The sequence below is a fragment of the Nocardia terrae genome, from assembly GCF_009760405.1.
Lineage (GTDB): Bacteria > Actinomycetota > Actinomycetes > Mycobacteriales > Mycobacteriaceae > Nocardia > Nocardia terrae.
Window position 1 is genome coordinate 818,005 of sequence record NZ_WRPP01000002.1, and the last position, 19,123, is coordinate 837,127.

Sequence of the window (19,123 nt, forward strand, 5' to 3'; positions counted from 1 at the left end):
GATGGACACGCACGAAACAGAACTCCGCCAGCGGGTGCGGGACCTGTGCGCCACTTGGGATTACACGCCGCGCTGCGATTCCTGGGCGGGTGGCTTCGAGCCGGAGTTCAGCCGGGAACTGGCGCGCCGCGGCCTGCTCGCCCGCACCTGGCCCAAGCATCTCGGCGGTGCGGAGGACAGCAATGTCGCCCGGCTGGCGATCACCGAGGAGCTGCTGCGCGCCGGTGCCCCGGTGTCGGCCCACTGGGTGGGCGAACGGCAGATCGGCCCGGAGCTGATCCGGCTCGGCACACCCGAGCTGCAGGAGGAGTTCTGTCCCCGATTGGCCAGCGCGGAGTACGTTTTCGCGCTCGGCATGTCCGAGCCGGACGCGGGCTCGGATCTGGCCGCGGTCCGCACCACCGCGGTGCGCGACGGTGACGGCTGGCGTCTGACCGGCCGCAAGATCTGGACCAGCGGCGCTCACCGCGCCACGCACCTGTACGTGCTCGCGCGCACCGCCCGCACCGACGACAAGCACGCCGGTCTCACCGAATTCATCGTCGAGCGCACCGCGCCCGGGGTCACCGTACGGCCGATCATCGGCATGGACGGCGAACACCACTTCAACGAGGTGACCTTCGACGAGGTCTTCACGCCGGACCGCTGGGTGATCGGGCAGGTCGGCGACGGCTGGTCGCAGGTGGTCGGGCAGCTCTCGTTCGAACGCGGTGGGCCCGAACGGTTCCTGTCGATGTATCCGCTGCTGAAGGCGGTCCTGGACGCCGACGGCCTGCTCGGTGCCGAGGACGCCCGGCGATTGCGCTCGCTGCTGGCCCGGCTGATGGTCCTGCGCACCTGGGCGCGCGAAACCGCGCTGGCGTTGGACGCGGGCCGCAGCCCGATCGTCGAGGCCGCGACCAGTAAGTACCTGGGCAACCGGTTCGAGCTGGACTGCATCGAATTCGTGCGCGGGCTGCTGCCGCGCTGCGACGCCGACATCCATCGCATGTACTCGCAAGCCGTGCTCGCCGGACCGAAATCGGGAATCCGCGGCGGCGCCGCACCGGTCATGCTGTCGATCATTGCCAAGGGGGCCAAGTGAATTACGAGTACACCGGGATCGCGGCCGAGCTGTACGCGGCGGTCACCGAGGCCGTGGCCGCGTGGGATCGGCCGGAACCCGGCATCGACGTCTCCCGCACCGGAACGTTCGCGGCGCACTGGGCGATCGCCGCGGAACTGGGCTGGACCACGGTCCTCGACGAGGCGGCGGGCGCCGGTGAAGACATGCCCGAACTCCTGGCGGCGGCGGGCGCGGCGGTGTCCGCGCTCGCACGTGCCGGAATGAAACTGCCGCTGCGGCAGACCCTGCTGGCCCGCTGGTCCGCTCGATCCGAGTTCGATTCGGGCGCGGTCGCGGTCCTGGCCGACGGCACCGGCGTCTGGGAGCCGATCGCAGAGGTGAGGGTCAGTGTCGCAGGGGAACCCGTGACGCGGATACCGGGGCGGCCCGAGCATCTCGATCTCGCGGGACGCCCCCTCGCCGCCCCGGTGCCGCAGCCGATCCCGCTTCCTGCCGACCTCGCGATGGTGTCGGATTACCTACTGCTGCACGAGATCACGGGTGCGGTCGACGGCGCGATCGAGTTGACCCGGGCCTATGTGGATCAACGAATCCAGTTCGGACGTCCCCTGAGTGCCATCCCGGCCGTCAAGACGACGCTCGGTGAGCTGTCGGTGGCCCAGGCGGAATTGCACGCCGCGTTGCGTGAAGTCGACCGCCGTCCGCCCGGGACAGACACCTCCGAGCGACTCGCCTTCGCGCTCTCGGCCGCCCGCGATATCGCCTCCAGCACAGCGGGATTCGTGGCTTCGACCGCGCATCAACTGCACGGCGCGATGGGCATCACCGCCGAGTCCGGCCTGCATCACCGCACCACACTGCTGTGGGCGGACCGCGACGAACGCGCAGGCGAGGACATGATGGTGCCCGGCGAAGCCGAACTCTGGGACCTCACCACTCCGAACCCCGCGCGCTGACCGCGGTGCCACCTGACCGAGAGGACTGAATTGTCCACGCCATCGACATCATCGGGCCCGCTGACGGGCCTGCGCATCCTGGACCTGACCCATGTCGTCATGGGCCCGTACGCCACGCAACTGCTCGCCGACCAGGGCGCGGAGGTGATCGTGCTGGAGTCGCCGCGCGGCGACACGAACCGCATGATGGGCGCCGGACCGCATCCGCAGCTGTCGGGTACGAGTCTGAACCTGATGCGCAACAAGCGATCCGTCACCCTCGACCTCGCCGCCGAAGACGGGCAGGAAACGGTGCGCCGCCTGGTCGCCACCTGCGATGTGGTCGTGAGCAGTCTGCGCCCGCGCACGGTCGAACGCCTCGGCCTGGACTACGCGACGCTCACCGCTGTGCGGCCGGACCTCGTCTACTGCCAGGCCCAAGGCTGGCCGTTGGACGGCCCGCACGCCGACGACCCGGCCTACGACGACGTCATCCAGGCCGCCACCGGCATCGCCGACATCATGGACCGCACCTACGGATCCCCGGCCCTGGTTCCGACGATCCTGGCCGACAAGGTCTGCGGCGTGTTCATCGCCCAGGCGATCACCGCGGCCCTGCTGCACCGCGAACGCACCGGCGAGGGCCAGTTCGTGGAGGTCCCGATGACCACCGCGATGAGCGCCTTCCTGCTGGTCGAGCATGGCGCGGGCGCGATTCCCGAACCCCCGTCCGACGTACCCGGCTACCGCCGCATCCTCTCGCCGGAACGCCGCCCGTGCCCGACCGTGGACGGCTGGGTCCACCTGCTGCCGTACCAGCCCGACCATTACGCCCGCCTCTTCGCCGCCGTGGGCCGCACCGATCTGCTGGATGACCCGCGGTACGCCGACCGCCGCGCCGCCATCGCGAACTCCGACACCCTCTATCGCGACGTCCGCGAGGTAGTCGCGGCGTACACCACCGCGGAGATCCTCGAAATCTGTGCGGCGCAGGGCATTCCCGCCACCCACGTGGCCACGCTGTCCGAACTGGTCGACGCCCTGCCCCTGGGCACCCACCCGGTCGCGGGCGGCTACCGCGTGATCCCGCACCCGATCCGCTTCTCCCGCACCCCCGCCGACCTCCGTCTCCCCGCCCCGCTGATCGGCGCCGACACCGAAACGGTGCTCGCCGAACTGAGCGGCCTCGGGCCCGAAGTCCTGGGCGAGGTGGGACCGTCGCCTCTTGGGATGTGATCGGCTGAAGCGGAATCCTTGATGGTTACTACGTTCTGGGTCGGCATCCGTGTGCGAAGGACTCAGTGGTCGGAGGATGGGTGAGATGACGTCGATGCAAGCGTGGCAGGTGACGAAACCGGGGCCGATCGACAGCGGCCCGATGGTTTCGGTGCGCGTGGACGTGCCAGAGGCCGGGGCGGGCGAGCTGCTGGTCCGCGTGCTGGCCTGCGGGGTGTGCCGGACGGATCTGCATGTGGCCGAGGGGGATCTGGAGGTGCACCGCGACAGTGTGGTGCCCGGCCACGAGGTGGTCGGGGTGGTGACGGCGCTCGGGCCGGGGGCCGGGACCGAATTCGCGGTGGGGGATCGGGTGGGGATCCCGTGGTTGCGGCATACGTGTGGAGAGTGCCGGTATTGCCGTCGGGGTGCGGAGAATCTGTGCCCGCGTTCGCGCTACACCGGATGGGACGCCGACGGCGGGTACGCCGAATTCGCGGTGGTACCGGCCGCATTCGCGTTGCCGCTGCCGACGGGATACACCGATGCCGAGCTGGCTCCGCTGCTCTGCGCCGGGATCATCGGCTATCGGGCGCTGCGACGGGCCGCGCTTCCGGCCGGTGGCCGGCTGGGAATCTACGGATTCGGCGGCAGTGCCCATCTGGCCGCCCAGGTGGCGCTGGCCGAGGGCGCCGAAGTCCATGTGATGACCCGCGATGCGGAGGCTCGGCGACTGGCGCTCGACCTCGGTGCGGCCTCCGCGCAGGGGGCCGCGGATCCGCCGCCGGTGCCACTGGATTCGGCCATACTCTTCGCGCCGGTCGGAGATCTGGTGCTGCCGGCGCTGGCGGCGCTCGATCGCGGCGGTGTGCTGTCCATCGCGGGCATCCACCTCTCCGATATCCCGCCGCTCAACTACGACGAGCATCTGTTCCAGGAGCGCGAACTCCGCTCGGTCACCGCGAACACGCGCACCGACGCCCGGGAGTTCCTGGCCTTCGCCGATCGCCATCGGCTCGAGGTCACCGTGCACCCGTATCCGCTCACGGAAGCGGACCGGGCGCTGTCGGATCTGGCGCACGGACGATTCGCCGGTGCGGCGGTCCTGGTGCCGTAACCGGGTATACCCCGCCGCGGCCGGAGGGCCCGGACCGCGGTGACATTGTTCTCTGGGATCGGCGATGAGCACGCGAGATGCTCGGTGCACAAGCCGAATCAGGAGATGCCATGGCAGACAACGCCGATCCCACAACAGGTTTCGATCCGGCCCACGGTTCCGAGAACGGGATCGTGGTCGGCGCGGACGGGTCCGAGATCGCCTACCAGGCGGTCGCCTGGGCGGCCGCCGAGGCGGACAGGCGGGGCTGGCCGCTGCACATCGTCACCTCGTACGCGAGCCCGGTCGGCCGCGGCGACACGCCCCTGACCGCCGAGGACATGGCCGAGGTGCGGTCGCAGGGACAGCAGGTGCTGGCCGACGCCGTGCGCATGGCCCGGCACACGGTGCCGGGCGACAATCTGCGGGTTTCGACCGAGCTCATCTTCGACATGATCACCACCGCGTTGATCGACCGTTCGCGGCAGGCGCGGTTGATCGTGGTGGGAAACCGGGGCCTGGGGGCGCTGCGGCGGGCCGTACTCGGTTCGGTGAGCACCGCGCTGGCCCGGCACGCGCACTGCCCGGTGGCGATCGTCCACGGGGTTTCGGAGACCGAGGCCGCCGCCATGGCGAAACCCGTCGTGGTCGGGGTGGACGGTTCGCCCAACAGCGTGCCCGCCATCGAGATGGCCTTCGAGGAGGCGTCGCTGCGCAAGGTCGATCTGATCGCCGTGCACGCGTGGAGCGATGCCAGCGGTTTCGATCTGCCGGTGATGGGCTGGGACGCCATTCACCGCAACGAGGACGTGCTGCTGGAGTCCGCGCTCGCCGACTACACGGAGCGTTTCCCGGATGTGGTGGTGCGGCGCGTGGTCGCGCTCGATACGCCGGTGCGCGCCCTGCTCGAGCAGGCCGACACCGCGCAGCTCGTGGTGGTCGGCAGTCACGGTCGCGGCGGCTTCTCCGGCGTGGTGCTGGGCTCGGTGAGCACGGCGCTGCTGCATATGGCGCAGTGTCCCGTGCTCGTGGTCCGTCGGCCGTCGCAAACCCGGGCCGAAGACCCCGCTGGACAGTGACTTTCGGCCGTCACCCGCGCCCGCCGTACGGGCCATGCTGAGAGCACGAAATCCGAGGAAGGACACGTGATGTCGAATCATCCCGACCATGACACCGTCCGCGCCGCGCTGGCGCTGGCGGTGCGCGCGCCGTCGGTGCACAACACCCAGCCCTGGCTGTGGCGGGTCGGTGACACCACGGTGCAGCTGTACGCCGACGACAGCCGCCGGCTGCCCCACACCGACCCCGATTCCCGGGAGCTGGTGGTGAGTTGCGGTGCGGCGCTGCACCATCTGTGTGTGGCCATGCGGGCCTTCGGCTGGGACACGATCGTGCGCCGGTTCCCGAATCCCGCGGAGCCGCGGCATCTGGCCTCGGTGGAGTTCCGTCCGGGCGAGCCGAATACGGATGCGATGCGGCTCGCGCGCGCGATCTCGCAGCGGCGCAGTGACCGCCGCCGGTTCACCTCCTGGGAGGTACCCGCCGGGCAGGTGTCCGCGGTGATGTCCGCGGGCGCCGGGACGCCGGGAGTACAGGTTCGCGAGGTCGACGCGACCGGCGAACATGCCCGGCTGTTGCAGGCTTTCGTCGACGCGTCGACCATCCACCGCGACGATCCCGCCTACAGCGCCGAACTCGCGGCCTGGAGCGGGCATCACGCCAGCCCGCAGGGCGTGCCCGCCCGCAATGCGGTGGCGGCGACGGACCCGACCGTGCGGTCCTTCGGTGATCCGCGCCTGCCCGAGGCCGTCGTGCACGACACCGAGGAATCGGCGCGAATGCTGATGGTGTGCACCGCCTCCGACGATCTGCGCAGCTGGCTGCGGGCCGGAGAAATCGCCAGCGCCGTGTTGCTCGAGGCGACCGTGCGCGGCCTGGCCAGCTGCGTGCTCAGCGAGCCGCTCGAGGTGACCGGTGTGCGCAGCCGAATCCGGCGAGACCTGCTCGGCGACTTCGGCTATCCGCAGCTGATCATCCGCATGGGCTGGGCCGCGACCAGCGCCGAGCCGGTGCCCGCCACACCCAGGCTGCCGTTGACGGACGTCGTGCGTCCGCTCGAACCCCTGGACGTATCGCCCACCCGATCCTGACCCGGCGGTGGCTGGAAATCGTCTCCGACACGGTCCGGCACGTCTCGACCGCCATCCGCTCTCACGATGTTACTGTGCGACGTCTTCATAGCCCATCGCCGCGGATCTCACGGCGCGCTATGGGCTTTCGGGTATTCGACCGACGCTTCCACTGCCGTCCGAGCCTGATCGTCGTGCGCGGGAGCGGAATCCAGGGCGATTCGAGAGAGGGTTCGGACAGGGAATGGGCGGTAGGCGATTCGGTGTCGTCGCGTCGGCTCTGACGGTGTGGCTTTCCTCGGCCGCACCCGCGATGGCCGACGAATGGTGGCCGGTGGGGATCCTTCCGGGGCCGGTGAGCTGCGCGGCGCTGGCGCTGCCCGGTCGCGCCGGGGCCTGGCCGCTGCCGATGCATTTCCCGAATGTCGGCATCGGGCTGTTCACCATGCCGTTCGCCCCGCCGGAGGTGGCGGCCCGGCTGCCGCAGCGCATCGATCTGCGGACCGCGGACGGCGGATTCAACGAGGCGTGGCAGTACGCCGTGCTCGACCACAACCTCTACATCAAGGCGGTCGACGGCGAATCGGGCTGGCGCATCCCACCGGTGCCGGACTGCCTGCGCGGCCGCATCTCCGGGATCTCGGTGGACCGCAGCCGACTGGCGGCCCTGGGGTTGGACGGGCACATCTACACGCTGGAGTCGGCCGACGAAACCCCGGAACTGTGGTGGTGGACAGGGCGGTTCGGGTCGCCGGTCTGGCTGGACCCCTCCGGGCAGCGGGTGCGCCCGGAGTCGCGGGCGTGGAGTTTCTCCTGGCTGGACCCGGAGTACGTGCAGTTGGTGCCGTTCCGTCAGCAGGGATTCTGGACCGATACCGCCGGGCACGACCAGCCGGTCGGCGGCGCGGGGGTCACCAACGTGTTCGTGCTCTCGCCCGAGGGCAATCGGATCACCATGCTCGATCCCTGGCTGCCGGGCAGCGATCCGCTGCATCCGGGTGATCCGGTGTTCGCCGACGACTACAGCTTCGAGATGCCCGGCCCGCTCAATGGCCGATTCCGCGCCGTGAATCTCAGCTCGTCGGGGTCGACCACCTTCGTGACCAACGAATACGGCGACATGTACACGCGGCTGTGGGATTTCGACATCTCCGGGGCCGACACCATCTTCTTCTCCTACTCCTACGACGACCAGGACGCGACCGAGACCGCTCCCAACAACTTCGAGGCGTTCGTCTCCCGCTATCCCGATATCCGCCCGTTCACCTGGCAGTACACCCATATTCAGCTGCCCGCGCCCGGCTGGGAGCGGCAGCCGAAGGTGCCCGGTGAGATCACCTCGACCATCAGCATCCACACCACCGGGGGCCGGTCCGCCGACCGCGAACTGCGGGTCGAGGGCCGTGACGGTGACCGAACCGGCTACTGGCACAAGCCGATCGATCCCGCGGCCGAGTGGGCCTTCACCGCCAACGACCGCCCGCTCACCGCCGACCTGCTCGACAATCGCGCCTCGGACTCCTCGGCCCTGACCCTGGCGCCCCCGACCGGCGTGAATTTCGGCTACCGCGACGCCGACGGCTGGACCCTCACCATCCGCGATTTCGACTACGCGGCCGACGAGATCCCCATGCGCGTGTGTGCCGCCGACGGCAGCTGCGCCGAGGTGAGCTGCTATCTGGCCAACCTGCCCCGCACCGGCTGGCAGCCCGAGGGCCTGTCCGAAAAACCGCGCGGCTACCACGGATTCGTGCTCGCCGGTGCGGAGACCTGGGACTCCGTGCCCGCGTCGCTGCGCCCGATCATGGAGCAGCTCACCGGCTCGGGCCGCCTGCGCAACGTCACCCTCGAGGTCACCGCCGACGAGCTCGTCATCCGCGGTGGCGAAGGCAGGCCGTTGACGATGTCGCGCTTCTGACCGGGACCCGGATCGAGGGTGATCAGGGTCGGGAAGGACGGCCCGGCGGGCGGTGACATTGGTCTCTGGAGCGGTGGTGCGCGGCGCGGGATGCTCAGTGCACTGCCGATTCAGCCGACGTCCCGCCGGGGCGACGAGAGGAACCACGACCATGACCGAACATGTTGCAGCGCAACGGGATCCCAATCCGCCCATTATCGTCGCGGTCGACGGCTCGGCCGTGTCGTATCAGGCCGTGGCGTGGGCGACGCTGGATGCCGCGCGGCACGGGTGCAAGCTGCGCATCGTGACCTCGGTGTGTGCGCCCGTGGGGCCGCCGCCGACGGCGGTGCTGACCGGCGAGGAGATTTCCTGGCTCGAGCTGGAAGGGGAGCGGATCGTGGGGGAGGCGACGCGGATCGCCTCGGAGACGCTGACCGGGGAAGGGGTGGAGACCTCGACGGAGGTGACCACCGAGCCGATCATCGCGTATCTCACCGCGCAGTCGCGCGGGGCTCGCATGATCGTGCTGGGCAGCCGGGGACTCGGTGCGCTGGGACGCGGGTTGCTGGGGTCGGTCACCACCGCCGTGAGCCATCACGCGCAGTGTCCGGTCGCCGTCATTCATACGACGGCGGCGGCGGATCCGGTGTCGGCGCGACAGCCGGTGCTGGTCGGCGTGGACGGTACCGAGAACAGCCTGCCGGCACTGGAGATGGCGTTCGAGGAGGCCTCGCTGCGCAAGACCGGTCTGACCGCGGTGCACGCGTGGACCGATATCACCGGGCCCTACCTGCCGATGTCGGGCTGGGAAACCGTCGAGGAGCAGGAGCGGGCGACCTTCGGTGAGGAGATGGCCGGATTCGCCGAGCGGTATCCCGATGTCGCCGTGCGGCGAATCCTGGTGAAGGACCGTCCGGTTCGGACACTGCTCGAGGAATCGCAACACGCCCAGCTGCTCATCGTGGGCAGCCACGGCCGCGGTGGCTTCACCGGAATGCTGCTGGGCTCCACCAGCAATGCCCTGCTGCACAGCGTCGACTGCCCGATCGTCATCGTGCGTGGACGCTGACCCCTGGGTTCAGCGCAACGGCACGCCCCAGCGCAGCAAGGTCCCGGGACCGTCGGGATTACCGCCGAACGCGAAGGTGCCGCCCAGGTCCTCGGCCCGGCGGGTCAGGTTCTGCAGGCCGCTGGGGGTGATGTTCTCGGGGATACCGTCTCCGTCGTCGGAGATCAGCAGCGTCAGATCGTCGGAGACGTCGACGGTCACCGTGATCGTGTCGGCGCGGGAGTGCCGCACCGCGTTGGACACCGCTTCGCGCACAACGGCTTCGGCGTTGTCGGCGAGATCGGCCGCGACCACCGACAGCGGTCCGGTGATCCGCAGCGAGGTCCGCAGCCCGGTGTCGGCCGTGTGCTTGCGAATCACCTCCTCGATCCGCTGACGCAACCGGGTGCTGCTGCCCGCCCCGCCGTGCAGGTCGAAGATGGAGGTGCGGATCTCCTGCACCACGTCCTGCAGATCATTGATCACATCCGAGAGCCGTTCGCGCACTTCGGCCGAGCGGGCGCGGGCCACGGTGCCCTGCAGGCTCAACCCGGCCGCGAACAGGCGCTGGATGACGTGATCGTGCAGATCGCGGGCGATACGGTCACGATCGGTGAGCACGTCCAGCTCGCGCATGCGCTGCTGGGCCTCGGCCAGCTGGATGGCCAGGGCGGCCTGATCGGTGAAAGCGCCTGCCAGCTCCTGCAATTCGTCGGTGAACGGGAGCCCGCCGACCGGGCGGACCATGACCAGCACCCCGAACGTGGAGTCCTGTGCGTTGAGCGGAACGATCAGCGCCGGACCGGCCTGGAGGTCGATATCGAGTCCGAGATCGTCGCCGTCGCCCGGGCACAGCGGCTTGCCCTGGCGGAACACCTCGCCGATCGCGGTCCCCGCGGTGCGCGCTATTCCGTTGTGCCCCTTCCCGTCCGGGCCCGAGCACTGGCTGATCCGCAGTCCCTCGACGTCGTCGAGGTCGCCGTCGGGTTCGTCGTCGACCGCCAGGAACGCCCACTTCGAATCGGTGAGCGTGCGCGCGTGCACGACGACGTGCGCGAGCACCTCGTCCGGATCGGTCCCGGCGAGGAATTCGGTGGCGATGTCGCGGGTGGCTTCGATCCACGCCTGACGGGTACGGCTGGACTGGTACAGCCGCGCGTTGTCGATCGCGGTGCCCGCGGCCGCGGCCAGCGCCTGCACGATCACCTCGTCGTCCTCGTTGAACAGCTGCCCGCCGGACTTCTCGGTGAGGTACAGGTTGCCGAAGATCTCGTCGCGGATCCGCACGGGCACACCGAGGAAGGTGCGCATCGGCGGATGGTGGTCGGGAAAGCCCACCGACGCCGGGTGATCGGCGAGGTTCTCCATGCGAATCGGCTTGGGCTGGCTGATGAGCAGTCCGAGCACCCCGCGTCCCTCGGGCAGATCACCGATCTTTGCCCGGGTCTCCTCGTCGATGCCCTCGTAGATGAACTGCTCGAGCCCGTCCTCACCGCGCACGCCGAGTGCGCCGTAGCGGGCGTCCACGAGGCTGATGGCGGTGTGCACGATAGTGCGCAGGGTCTGGTCGAGGTCGAGGCCGGAGGTCACCGCCAGCATTGCCTCGACCAAGCCGTCCATGCGGTCGCGGGCGTCGATGATCTGTTCGACGCGGTCCTTGACTTCGGTGAGCAGTTCCCGCAACCGAAGCTGGGAGAGCGTGTCACGTACCGAGTAAGAGCCGTCCGTGGGCTCAGAGGTCATCTCGATGGTCCTGTGTGTCTGAGGCGTGTGCGCACCAATTGTCTCGTAACACGCCCCAGTCTAGGCGGCTGATCGCTACCGATCGTGCAGGCCGACCACAGGAGTACGGATCACCGATCGGTTTGCCGTGACAGGGCGTTGTCGATCAGCACGCGCCGTTCGGCCGCGCCCACCGCGCGCCGGGTGCGCTCGACCGCGTCCGGCGACACCGACACCGACGTGATTCCCGCCCGCACCAGGTGCTCGACGAACTCGGGATTGGTCGACGGCGCTTGACCGCACAGCGAGGACGTGATGCCCAGGCGTCGCGCGGTGCCGACGATCCGTTCGATGGCGTCGAGCACCGCCGCGTCGGATTCGTCGAACAGTTCGGCGCACTCCTCGGAATCGCGGTCGACGCCGAGCATGAGCTGGGTCAGATCGTTGCTGCCGATGGAGATTCCGTCGATGCCCAGCTCGACGTATTCGGGGAGCCGGTACACGACCGAGGGCACCTCGGCCATGATCCAGCGGTGCAGTCCCCGCTGCCGTCCGAGCGGACTGGCGTCCACGATCTCGAGGCACCGTTCCAGCTCCCAGCGGGTGCGCACGAACGGAATCATCAAGTGCACGTTCGGAGTCCGCTCGCGCACCCGCGCCAGCGCGGCCAGCTCGAGCCGGAACATCTCCGGTTGGCGCACGTACCGGTAGCAGCCGCGGAACCCGATCATCGGATTGTGCTCGCGGGGCTCGTAGTGGCTGCCGCCCTCGAGGGCCCGGAACTCGTTGCTGCGCATATCGCTGGCCCGGTAGACGACCGGTCGCGGTGCGAACGCGGAGCTGATCCGGTGGATGGAATCGGTCATGCTCTGGACGAACTTCTCGTCCTCACCGCGCGCGATGAGATCGCGAGGATGCCGTCCGCCCAGCGCCTGGGTGAGCAGGACCTCCGCGCGCAGCAGGCCGACACCGTCCACGTCGGAGCTCGCGACGCGCTCGGCGGCCTCGGGCAGCGCGAGATTCACGTAGACGCGGGTCGCGGTCGCCGCGGGCGCGGGCGCGGCGGACACCGGGCGCGGTATGGCCGTGGTCGAGGCCGGGAGCGGATTTCCGGCGTACACCTGGCCCGTGGAGCCGTCGACGGTGACCGGCCGGCCGGTGACGAGCTGGGAGGTGGCGGTGCGCGCGCCGACGATGCACGGTATGCCGAGTTCGCGGGCCACGATGGCGGCGTGGCAGGTCATGCCGCCGCTGTCGGTGACCACGCCCGCGGCGCGCGACAGGGTCGGCAGCCAGTCCGGGTTGGTCATGGGCGCGACCAGGATCTCGCCGTCGCCCAGGGCCGAGCCGTCCGCGGGCGTCAGCAGGACGCGGACCGGTCCGGTGGCGCGGCCGGGCGCGGCGGCCAGACCGCGCACCAGCACGCGGCCCTCGACGGTGTGCGCGATGGGCGGTTTCGCGTCGGCGTCGCTGGGCAGCATGGTGATCGGACGGGCCTGCACCAGCCACAGCTGTTCGTCGTCGAAGGCCCATTCGACATCCTGCGGGCGGCCGTGATGCGCCTGCACCTCGAGTGCGAGGCGGGCCACCGCGAGGGCTTCGTCGTCGGTGAGCGCGGGCGCTTCGGCCTCGGACTCGGACAGTTCGATGCGCTTGTCGCCGTCGGGGCCGGCGACGATGGCGAAGTGCTGGCGGCCGATCTGCTTGCTGAGCAGGGTCGGCCCGGCGGCTTCGAGCACGTAGGTGTCGGGGGTGACCGCGCCGGAGACGACCACCTCGCCCTGGCCGCGCGCGGCATCGATGACGACCCGGTCGTGCGAACCGGTGGCGGGGTCGGCGGTGAAGGCCACGCCCGAGGCGCGGGCGGTGACCATGCGCTGCACCACGACGGCCATCACCGGGTTGTCGTGCATGCCGCGCCGCGCCCGGTAGGTCAGCCCGCGCGGGGTGAACAGCGAGGCCCAGCAGTCCGACAGCGCGGTGATGAGCTGGTCGTCGCCGTGAATATTGGTGTGCGAGACGTTCATCCCCGCGAACGAGGCCGTCGCGCCGTCCTCGCCGACCGCCGAGGAGCGCACGGCCACGATGGCCGTCGCGCCGAGCTCGCGGTAGGCCGACAGCACGGCGTCGCGGACTCCCTCCGGGATCGCGGTGGCGTGCACGAGTTCCCGCATCCGGCGGCACAATTCCTCGAGCTGACCGGCTTCGGTGCGATCTGTGCCCTGCGCCGCGGCGAGCCCGCGCGCGAAGAGCTCGTCGAGCTCGGCCGCGTGCGCTCCGGCGCGGATGACCTCCTCGTAGGCGGACTTCAGCACGACGAACCCCGGCGGCACCGGCAGTTTGGCCGCGACCAGCTCGCCGAGGTTGGCGCCCTTGCCGCCGGCGCGGTCGGCGTCGGTCAGGCGCAGCTCATCGAAGGCGGCGACGTAGTCACCCATGATTACTCCAGTTCTCTTTTCGACCCGGGCAGCAGGAGCAGCAACAGGATCGGGATGGCGAGGATGAACAAGGCGGACAGCATCGCCAGCGGCGACGCGCCGCTGAGTTCGAGGCCGACGACCGCGAACGGGAGCGCGACGACGAACAGGGGTGCGTGGCGGATGGTCACTATCGCCCCTCGGGAGTCTCGAAAATGCCTGCCGCGCTGAGGATGCCGCTGAAATCTGCGCCGAGCAGGATGCGCCGCAGCGGAGCGGGGAGCTGTGCCAGCACGTGGTCGAGCGTGCCGGGGGAGAGGAGCTGGGCCAGCGCGTCGGTGACCGCGGCCGCCGATTGCCCCGCCTGGTCGACGGGCACGTTCGCGATGTGGGCGAACTGGTGCAGGAACGACTGCGGATCGTGCGGCACCGGAACACGTCCCGGGGTCCAGCCCTCGTAGTAGACGCCGCGCAGCAGGGTGGGCAGCTGGGCGCTCAGGTGGGCGGCCGCGCCGATATCGAGGCGGTCGCGGGTGGTGTGCAGCCACGCGCGCAGCAGGTGCATCGCGGTCATCGGGTCGTCGGTGCCGAGGCGGTCGGCGACGGTGCGCAGCCAGATGCGGCTGGTGTGGATCGCCGGGCCGAACGGGTCGGTGTGCTGGCTCATCGGCGTGGCCTTTCTCGGAAAGCGGGCGATCAGGGATGCGTCGGGGTGGCCTGCGGGGCGGGCAGTTTCAGGGCGTGCGCGATGGAGTCGGTCCAGGCCGTGATGGCGGGCCAGTCGCGGAGGTCGCCGTAGCGGGTGCCGCCCACGAGGCGGTAGACGGTGCGCGCGGACAGTGAGACGCCGGCGCGCTCGTAGTGGCCCGCGAAGGCGTGGAAGTCACGCGGGGTGATCGAATCACGCACCGCGGCGATCTTTTTCGGAACGGCGCGGCCCATGCGGCGGCCGATCGGGCCGACGAGGGCGGGTCCGAGGCCGACGCTGAACAGCCACACCGGGTGTGCATGCAGATTGGTGGCGTGCGTGCGGACGAACTCGTCCATCTCGGGCAGCAGCGCTCGATTGTGCACGGCGCTACCGAGAATCACGGCGTCGAAGTAGCTGAGTTCGGGTGCGTGCTCGGTGTCGGCGACCTCGACGGTCGCGCCGCGGGCCGCGAGCGAGGCGCCGATGAAATCGGCGATCTCACGCGTGGATCCCTGTGCGGTGGCGTAGATGACGGCGATGTGAGTGGCGGTGGTTTCCATGTATCGAGCCTGATCGTGTGGCCGGAATTCGGTGAGAGGACTCGTACCCGCTCTGACCGGGACCATGGTCCCCGGCGATTTCAGCCGGCGGCCGCGGCGGGATGGGTGAGATCCGACAGTGCCGCCGCGAGCATGCGACGGGCCTCCGCCGCGACGGGGGCGAGCTCGGGCCGGGCCATGACGTGCACGAGCAGGTCGGGGTCGGCGGCCTCGACGACCACTCCGGTCTCGTCGGCGCGCACCACGACATTGCACGGCAGCAGCAGCCCCGCCTCCCGGTCGGCGTCCAGCGCCCGGCCCGCGAGTTGCGGATTGCAGGCGCCGAGGATCACGTACTCCTCGATGTGCTCACCGGCCCGCTCGCGCAGCGCGGCCTGCAGGTCGAACTCGGTGACGACGCCGAAGCCGTGCTCCCGCAACGCATTCCGGGTGGCCTCGACGGCCTCGTCGAAACCGGTGTCGAGATGGACCGCGATCGAGGGCGCCGGGGCGACGGGGATGCGGATCTCGGTGATGAGCAGACGGGGATCGCTGACCTCGTCGGGGCCGATGAGGTAGGCCTCGGTCGGCGGGCCGATCGGACGATAACCCTCCTGCCGCAACCACTCTCGCAGCGCGCGATAGCCGGCGTCGATCTCGGCGTAGCTGCCGCGATGGCAGGTGCGCGCCACCAGCGACTGGGGCTGGATGACCAGCTCCGCACCGGAACTCGGGCCCAGCGCGGGCGCGGCTTCGATCGGGAGCCCGAAGTCGACGACGATGGATTCCTCGCTGGGCAGCTCCCGGTGAAAGGTGATCGTCGGGGCGCCGCTGGCGACCAATCCGGCCTTCTCGGCCACTTCCGCCAGCCGATCCATCCCGCTGACAATGCCGTCGCTCAACAGGTCCGGGCGGATCTCCAACGGTATGCGCAGAACCGCCTGCGGTGCCGTCTCGCAGACGTTCACCCGGTATTCCATCGCGCTGCCTCCTCCTGGTTGTTCGTGGCTTCCAGCCTGCGGGTCCCGCCGGGCCGGACACAGAGGAGAAGGTCACGCCGGTTCGGGAAACAAGTGCACGACCGGCGGTGACGTTCGCTGGGCGGGACCAAGGTCCCAAGATCGCCCGACCATGGTGAGGACGAAGGGCAGGGCCAAGACCCCCGCCATCGCCGACCTTCGCCGCTGGGTGACGCCGGTCACCGCGCGCAGAATCTAGGTATCGGCTCGAACTCGGGGGCTGGAAGTTCAAGGGCGACAATGGCGTCGTCCGAGCGAGTGGCCCCGCCACAACGGCGTGGCGGCGGTACCCGCGACGAACAGAACTCCGGCCCACCCCGCGCCCAGGACCCATCCGGCAACGATGTCGCTGGGGTAGTGGACGCCGAGATAGACGCGGGAAAACCCCACTGCGGCAATGAGAACGAACGCGGTCGTCCACGCGATGGCGCGAATCCACCGCCGCTTCGGGCCCTCGCGGGTGATCAGCCACACCGACACCAGGGCCACGGCCGCGACACCCGCGGCGTGCCCGGAGGGAAACGACGAGCCGTTCGCGGCGATCGCCCGCTCCGGCAGGGGTGGCCGGGGTCGTTCCACGGCCAGCTTCACCGTCACCACCATCATCAGGTAGCCGCCGAAGGCGAACGCGCCCAGCACGACCGGTGCGAGTGACCGCCCGCGCACCATCACGACCACCATCGCCGCCGCTGTCAGTGCGGCCAGCACGGGCGGATTACCCACCTCGGTCAGTGCGCGCATGACGGTGGTCAGCACCGGTTCGCGATGCTCGGCACACCATCTCGACACCGGGAGATCCCACGCGGTGACGCCGTCACCGTCGAGGACATTGTCCAGAATCTTGGCGAACACCACCGCGAGCGCGCAGACCATCCCCGCTCCGAGCGCCACCACCAGCAGCGGCACCCTGCTCTCGGCGAAAAGCCTTCGCGCCCGGCGGTATTCGTCACGCAGGGGCGTGCTCACCGTCGTTCGTCCGTGGCGAGGGCGAAATAGTTCTCCTCCTCCTGCACGAAATGCAGGCGCAGGACGGCATGCAATCCGTACAGGCAGGCGAGCAGATCGTCGATCTGGTCGGGGTCCAGACCGCCTCGCGCGTGGACGAGTTCGAGGTGGGTGCCGATGCGGGTGGTGAGCCGCTGGATCTCGCCGTGCGCACGGCTCATGGTGGCCGTCGCCTCGGAGCCGCCGAGCGGTCCGGCCAGGGCGGGGTAGAGTTGGGTCTCCTCGGCCCGTTCGTGCGGCAGCAGATCCTCGACCAGGAAACGGTACAGGGCCTCCAGCGCGGCCGGCGCGTCCTCGGAGCGGTCGGCGACGCGGTCGGCGACGGTGCGCAGCGAGGCGATCGTGTCGCGCAGGGTCTCGTGTTCGGCGGCGAAGCGGCGCAGCAGGTCCTCGGTATCGGGCGGAAGGCCCGGCCGGGCGGCCGGATTGCCGCGCAATGCCCGCAGCGCATTGAGGATCACGGCGACATCGATGGCCTCCTGCAACAGCGCGCCCGCCGCGGGCGGCAGCCGGCCCGCGGCCGCGACGACCATGGCCAGCAGCGACAGCGCCATGCCCACGGTCGCGCTCTGCACGGCGATGCGCCGCGACCAGCGGGCGATGTCCATGGCGTCGGCCAGCCGGTCGAGCCGGTCGGTAGTGAGCACGATGTCGGCGGCCTCGGAGGACGCGGTGGATCCGCGCGCGCCCATGGCGACCCCGACCGTCGCGGCGGCGAGGGCCGGGGCGTCGTTGATGCCGTCGCCGACCATCACCGTGACCGGCCCGGCGCTCTCGCGGCGCACGGCCGCCACCTTGTCGCCCGGACTCTGTTCGGCGCACACCTCGTCGAGGCCCAGCACGGTCGCCACCTCGCGGGCGGGTTCGGGGCGATCGCCGGTGAGCATGACCAGTCGGTCGAATCCCGCCTCGCGCAGGCGGCGCAGCGTGCGAGGCGCGTCGCGCCGCAACGGATCTCGCAGCAGGACCGCGCCGAGCGGCTTGTCGTCGACGGTGATCCAGGCGACCGCCGCGGAGTCCAGTCGCGCCCGATTCAACACCGGCCGCGCCCATTCCGGCGTTGCGGCGTCCTCGGGCAGCTTGCCCACCCGCACCCGATGCCCGCCGACCTCGCCGGTGACCCCGGACCCGGCCTGCTCGGAAACCGCTGTGGCGACGTCGAGTTCGAGTCCACGCGCCAGGGCCTCGGTCACGATGGCCTGGGCCAGGACGTGGGGCGAGAACTGGTCGATCGAGGCGGCCAGCCGCAGCAGGCGTGCCGGATCGGCTCCCGGTGCGGCGGCGACCTCGGTGACGACGGGCCGCCCGGCGGTGACGGTGCCGGTCTTGTCCATGACCAGAGTGGTTGCGCGCCCGAGGTTCTCCAGCGCGCCGCCGTCGCGCATCACGACACCCATCCGGGAGGCGCGTGAGAGCCCCGACACGATGGCCACGGGCGCGGCGAGCAGCAGCGGACACGGGGTGGCCACCACCAGCACCGCCACCGCGCGCACCAATGAACCGCTGATCCAGTAGGCGATCGCGGCGACGGCCAGGGTCAGCGGCAGGAACCACGCGGCGTAGCGGTCGGCCAGCCGGACGGTCGGCGCGGTGGCGGCCCCCGCCTCCCGTGCCATCCGGACGATTCCCGCGTAGGTGCTCTCGTCGGCGGTGGCGGTGGCGCGCATCTCGAACATGGCGCCGACATCGATCACTCCGCTGCGCACCGGTTCCCCGGCCCGGCGCTCGACCTGCAGCGGCTCCCCGGTCAGCGCCGATTCATCGAGCACCGCAACGGCACTGGTGATTCTGCCGTCGGTCGGCACCACCTCGCCGGTGGCGATCACCAGAATGTCCCCGACGGCGATCTCGTCGAGATCCACCAGTTGCACGGTCTCCCCGCACCGCCGGCGCGCCGTGCGCGGCGCTCGCTCCAGCAGCGCCCGCAGGTCCCGCGCGGCTCGCCGCTCGGCGGCGGCGTCGAGCGCGTGCCCGCCGCTGAGCATGACCGCGATCAGCGCGCCCGCCAGATATTCGTGCACCCACAGCGTGCCCGCCAGCGACAACACCGCGATGAGGTCCACACCGACCCGTCCGCGCCGCAGTGCCGAGATCACCCACCACACCGCGGGAATCATGGCGATCACGGTCCCCGCCGCCCACGCAGCGTCGGCCACCGTCGCCAGACCGGCGAGCCAGGCCGCGCCGCCGACCACGAGCGGTACGAACGTACCGGTCAGCAGGGCCGCGCCCCGGACCCCGCCGAGCCGATCCCACCGGCCTCCGCGCGTCGGTTTCGCGGGCTCCCGAGCGGGTCGAGTGGACACCATGGCCGTGGTCCTTCCTGCCGGAGTGGGTCTGC

At 70.4% G+C, this 19,123-nt stretch carries 16 protein-coding genes; 8 read left to right on the forward strand and 8 right to left on the reverse strand.

What is annotated here, in order from left to right:
• The first annotated feature begins 1 nt into the window (after position 1).
• From GPX89_RS13720 to GPX89_RS13755, 8 genes are all read left to right on the forward strand, one after another.
• A complete protein-coding gene (locus tag GPX89_RS13720; RefSeq protein WP_157387817.1) occupies positions 2–1,084 on the forward strand; it encodes an acyl-CoA dehydrogenase family protein in 1,083 nt (360 codons plus the stop codon).
• A complete protein-coding gene (locus tag GPX89_RS45880; protein WP_157387818.1) occupies positions 1,081–2,022 on the forward strand; it encodes an acyl-CoA dehydrogenase family protein in 942 nt (313 codons plus the stop codon). Before GPX89_RS13720 ends, GPX89_RS45880 begins: the two co-directional genes overlap by 4 nt.
• Before the next feature lie 30 nt (positions 2,023–2,052).
• On the forward strand, positions 2,053–3,237 hold the full coding sequence (locus GPX89_RS13730) for a CaiB/BaiF CoA transferase family protein (RefSeq protein WP_157387819.1): 1,185 nt from the start codon (positions 2,053–2,055) through the stop codon (positions 3,235–3,237).
• Positions 3,238–3,331: 94 nt separating this feature from the next.
• Positions 3,332–4,333, forward strand: coding sequence for a zinc-binding alcohol dehydrogenase family protein (locus tag GPX89_RS13735; protein ID WP_157388221.1), 1,002 nt, complete (start codon positions 3,332–3,334; stop codon positions 4,331–4,333).
• 110 nt (positions 4,334–4,443) lie between these two features.
• Positions 4,444–5,391, forward strand: coding sequence for a universal stress protein (locus GPX89_RS13740; RefSeq protein ID WP_157387820.1), 948 nt, complete (start codon positions 4,444–4,446; stop codon positions 5,389–5,391).
• Between the two features lie 69 nt (positions 5,392–5,460).
• On the forward strand, positions 5,461–6,462 hold the full coding sequence (locus tag GPX89_RS13745; RefSeq protein WP_157387821.1) for an Acg family FMN-binding oxidoreductase: 1,002 nt from the start codon (positions 5,461–5,463) through the stop codon (positions 6,460–6,462).
• A gap of 223 nt (positions 6,463–6,685) precedes the next feature.
• The gene (locus tag GPX89_RS13750) at positions 6,686–8,359 is read left to right on the forward strand and encodes a hypothetical protein (RefSeq protein WP_198347416.1); all 1,674 of its coding nucleotides are present in this window, start codon (positions 6,686–6,688) and stop codon (positions 8,357–8,359) included.
• 151 nt (positions 8,360–8,510) lie between these two features.
• The gene (locus GPX89_RS13755; protein ID WP_157387822.1) at positions 8,511–9,410 is read left to right on the forward strand and encodes a universal stress protein; all 900 of its coding nucleotides are present in this window, start codon (positions 8,511–8,513) and stop codon (positions 9,408–9,410) included.
• Between the two features lie 9 nt (positions 9,411–9,419).
• On the opposite strand, the gene GPX89_RS13760 is transcribed toward GPX89_RS13755, so the two are convergent.
• The 8 genes from GPX89_RS13760 to GPX89_RS13795 form a co-directional block, all read right to left on the reverse strand.
• Positions 9,420–11,132, reverse strand: a complete 1,713-nt coding sequence (locus GPX89_RS13760; protein WP_157387823.1) for a GAF domain-containing sensor histidine kinase — start codon at positions 11,130–11,132, stop codon at positions 9,420–9,422.
• Between the two features lie 110 nt (positions 11,133–11,242).
• On the reverse strand, positions 11,243–13,549 hold the full coding sequence (ppsA, locus tag GPX89_RS13765) for a phosphoenolpyruvate synthase (protein WP_157387824.1): 2,307 nt from the start codon (positions 13,547–13,549) through the stop codon (positions 11,243–11,245).
• Positions 13,550–13,551: 2 nt separating this feature from the next.
• The gene (locus tag GPX89_RS13770; RefSeq protein ID WP_157387825.1) at positions 13,552–13,719 is read right to left on the reverse strand and encodes a hypothetical protein; all 168 of its coding nucleotides are present in this window, start codon (positions 13,717–13,719) and stop codon (positions 13,552–13,554) included.
• On the reverse strand, positions 13,719–14,195 hold the full coding sequence (locus tag GPX89_RS13775; RefSeq protein WP_157387826.1) for a DUF2267 domain-containing protein: 477 nt from the start codon (positions 14,193–14,195) through the stop codon (positions 13,719–13,721). Before GPX89_RS13775 ends, GPX89_RS13770 begins: the two co-directional genes overlap by 1 nt.
• A gap of 29 nt (positions 14,196–14,224) precedes the next feature.
• Complete coding sequence (locus GPX89_RS13780; RefSeq protein WP_157387827.1) at positions 14,225–14,779, reverse strand: flavodoxin domain-containing protein; 555 nt, start codon at positions 14,777–14,779, stop codon at positions 14,225–14,227.
• Between the two features lie 80 nt (positions 14,780–14,859).
• Positions 14,860–15,738 carry a DUF302 domain-containing protein gene (locus GPX89_RS45885; RefSeq protein WP_198347418.1) on the reverse strand — a complete coding sequence of 293 codons (879 nt, stop codon included), beginning with the start codon at positions 15,736–15,738 and terminating at the stop codon, positions 14,860–14,862.
• A gap of 267 nt (positions 15,739–16,005) precedes the next feature.
• Positions 16,006–16,743, reverse strand: coding sequence for a phosphatase PAP2 family protein (locus GPX89_RS45890; RefSeq protein WP_157387828.1), 738 nt, complete (start codon positions 16,741–16,743; stop codon positions 16,006–16,008).
• Positions 16,740–19,091, reverse strand: coding sequence for a heavy metal translocating P-type ATPase (locus GPX89_RS13795; protein WP_157387829.1), 2,352 nt, complete (start codon positions 19,089–19,091; stop codon positions 16,740–16,742). The genes GPX89_RS45890 and GPX89_RS13795 overlap by 4 nt, the downstream gene beginning before the upstream one ends.
• Between the last annotated feature and the right edge of the window lie 32 nt (positions 19,092–19,123).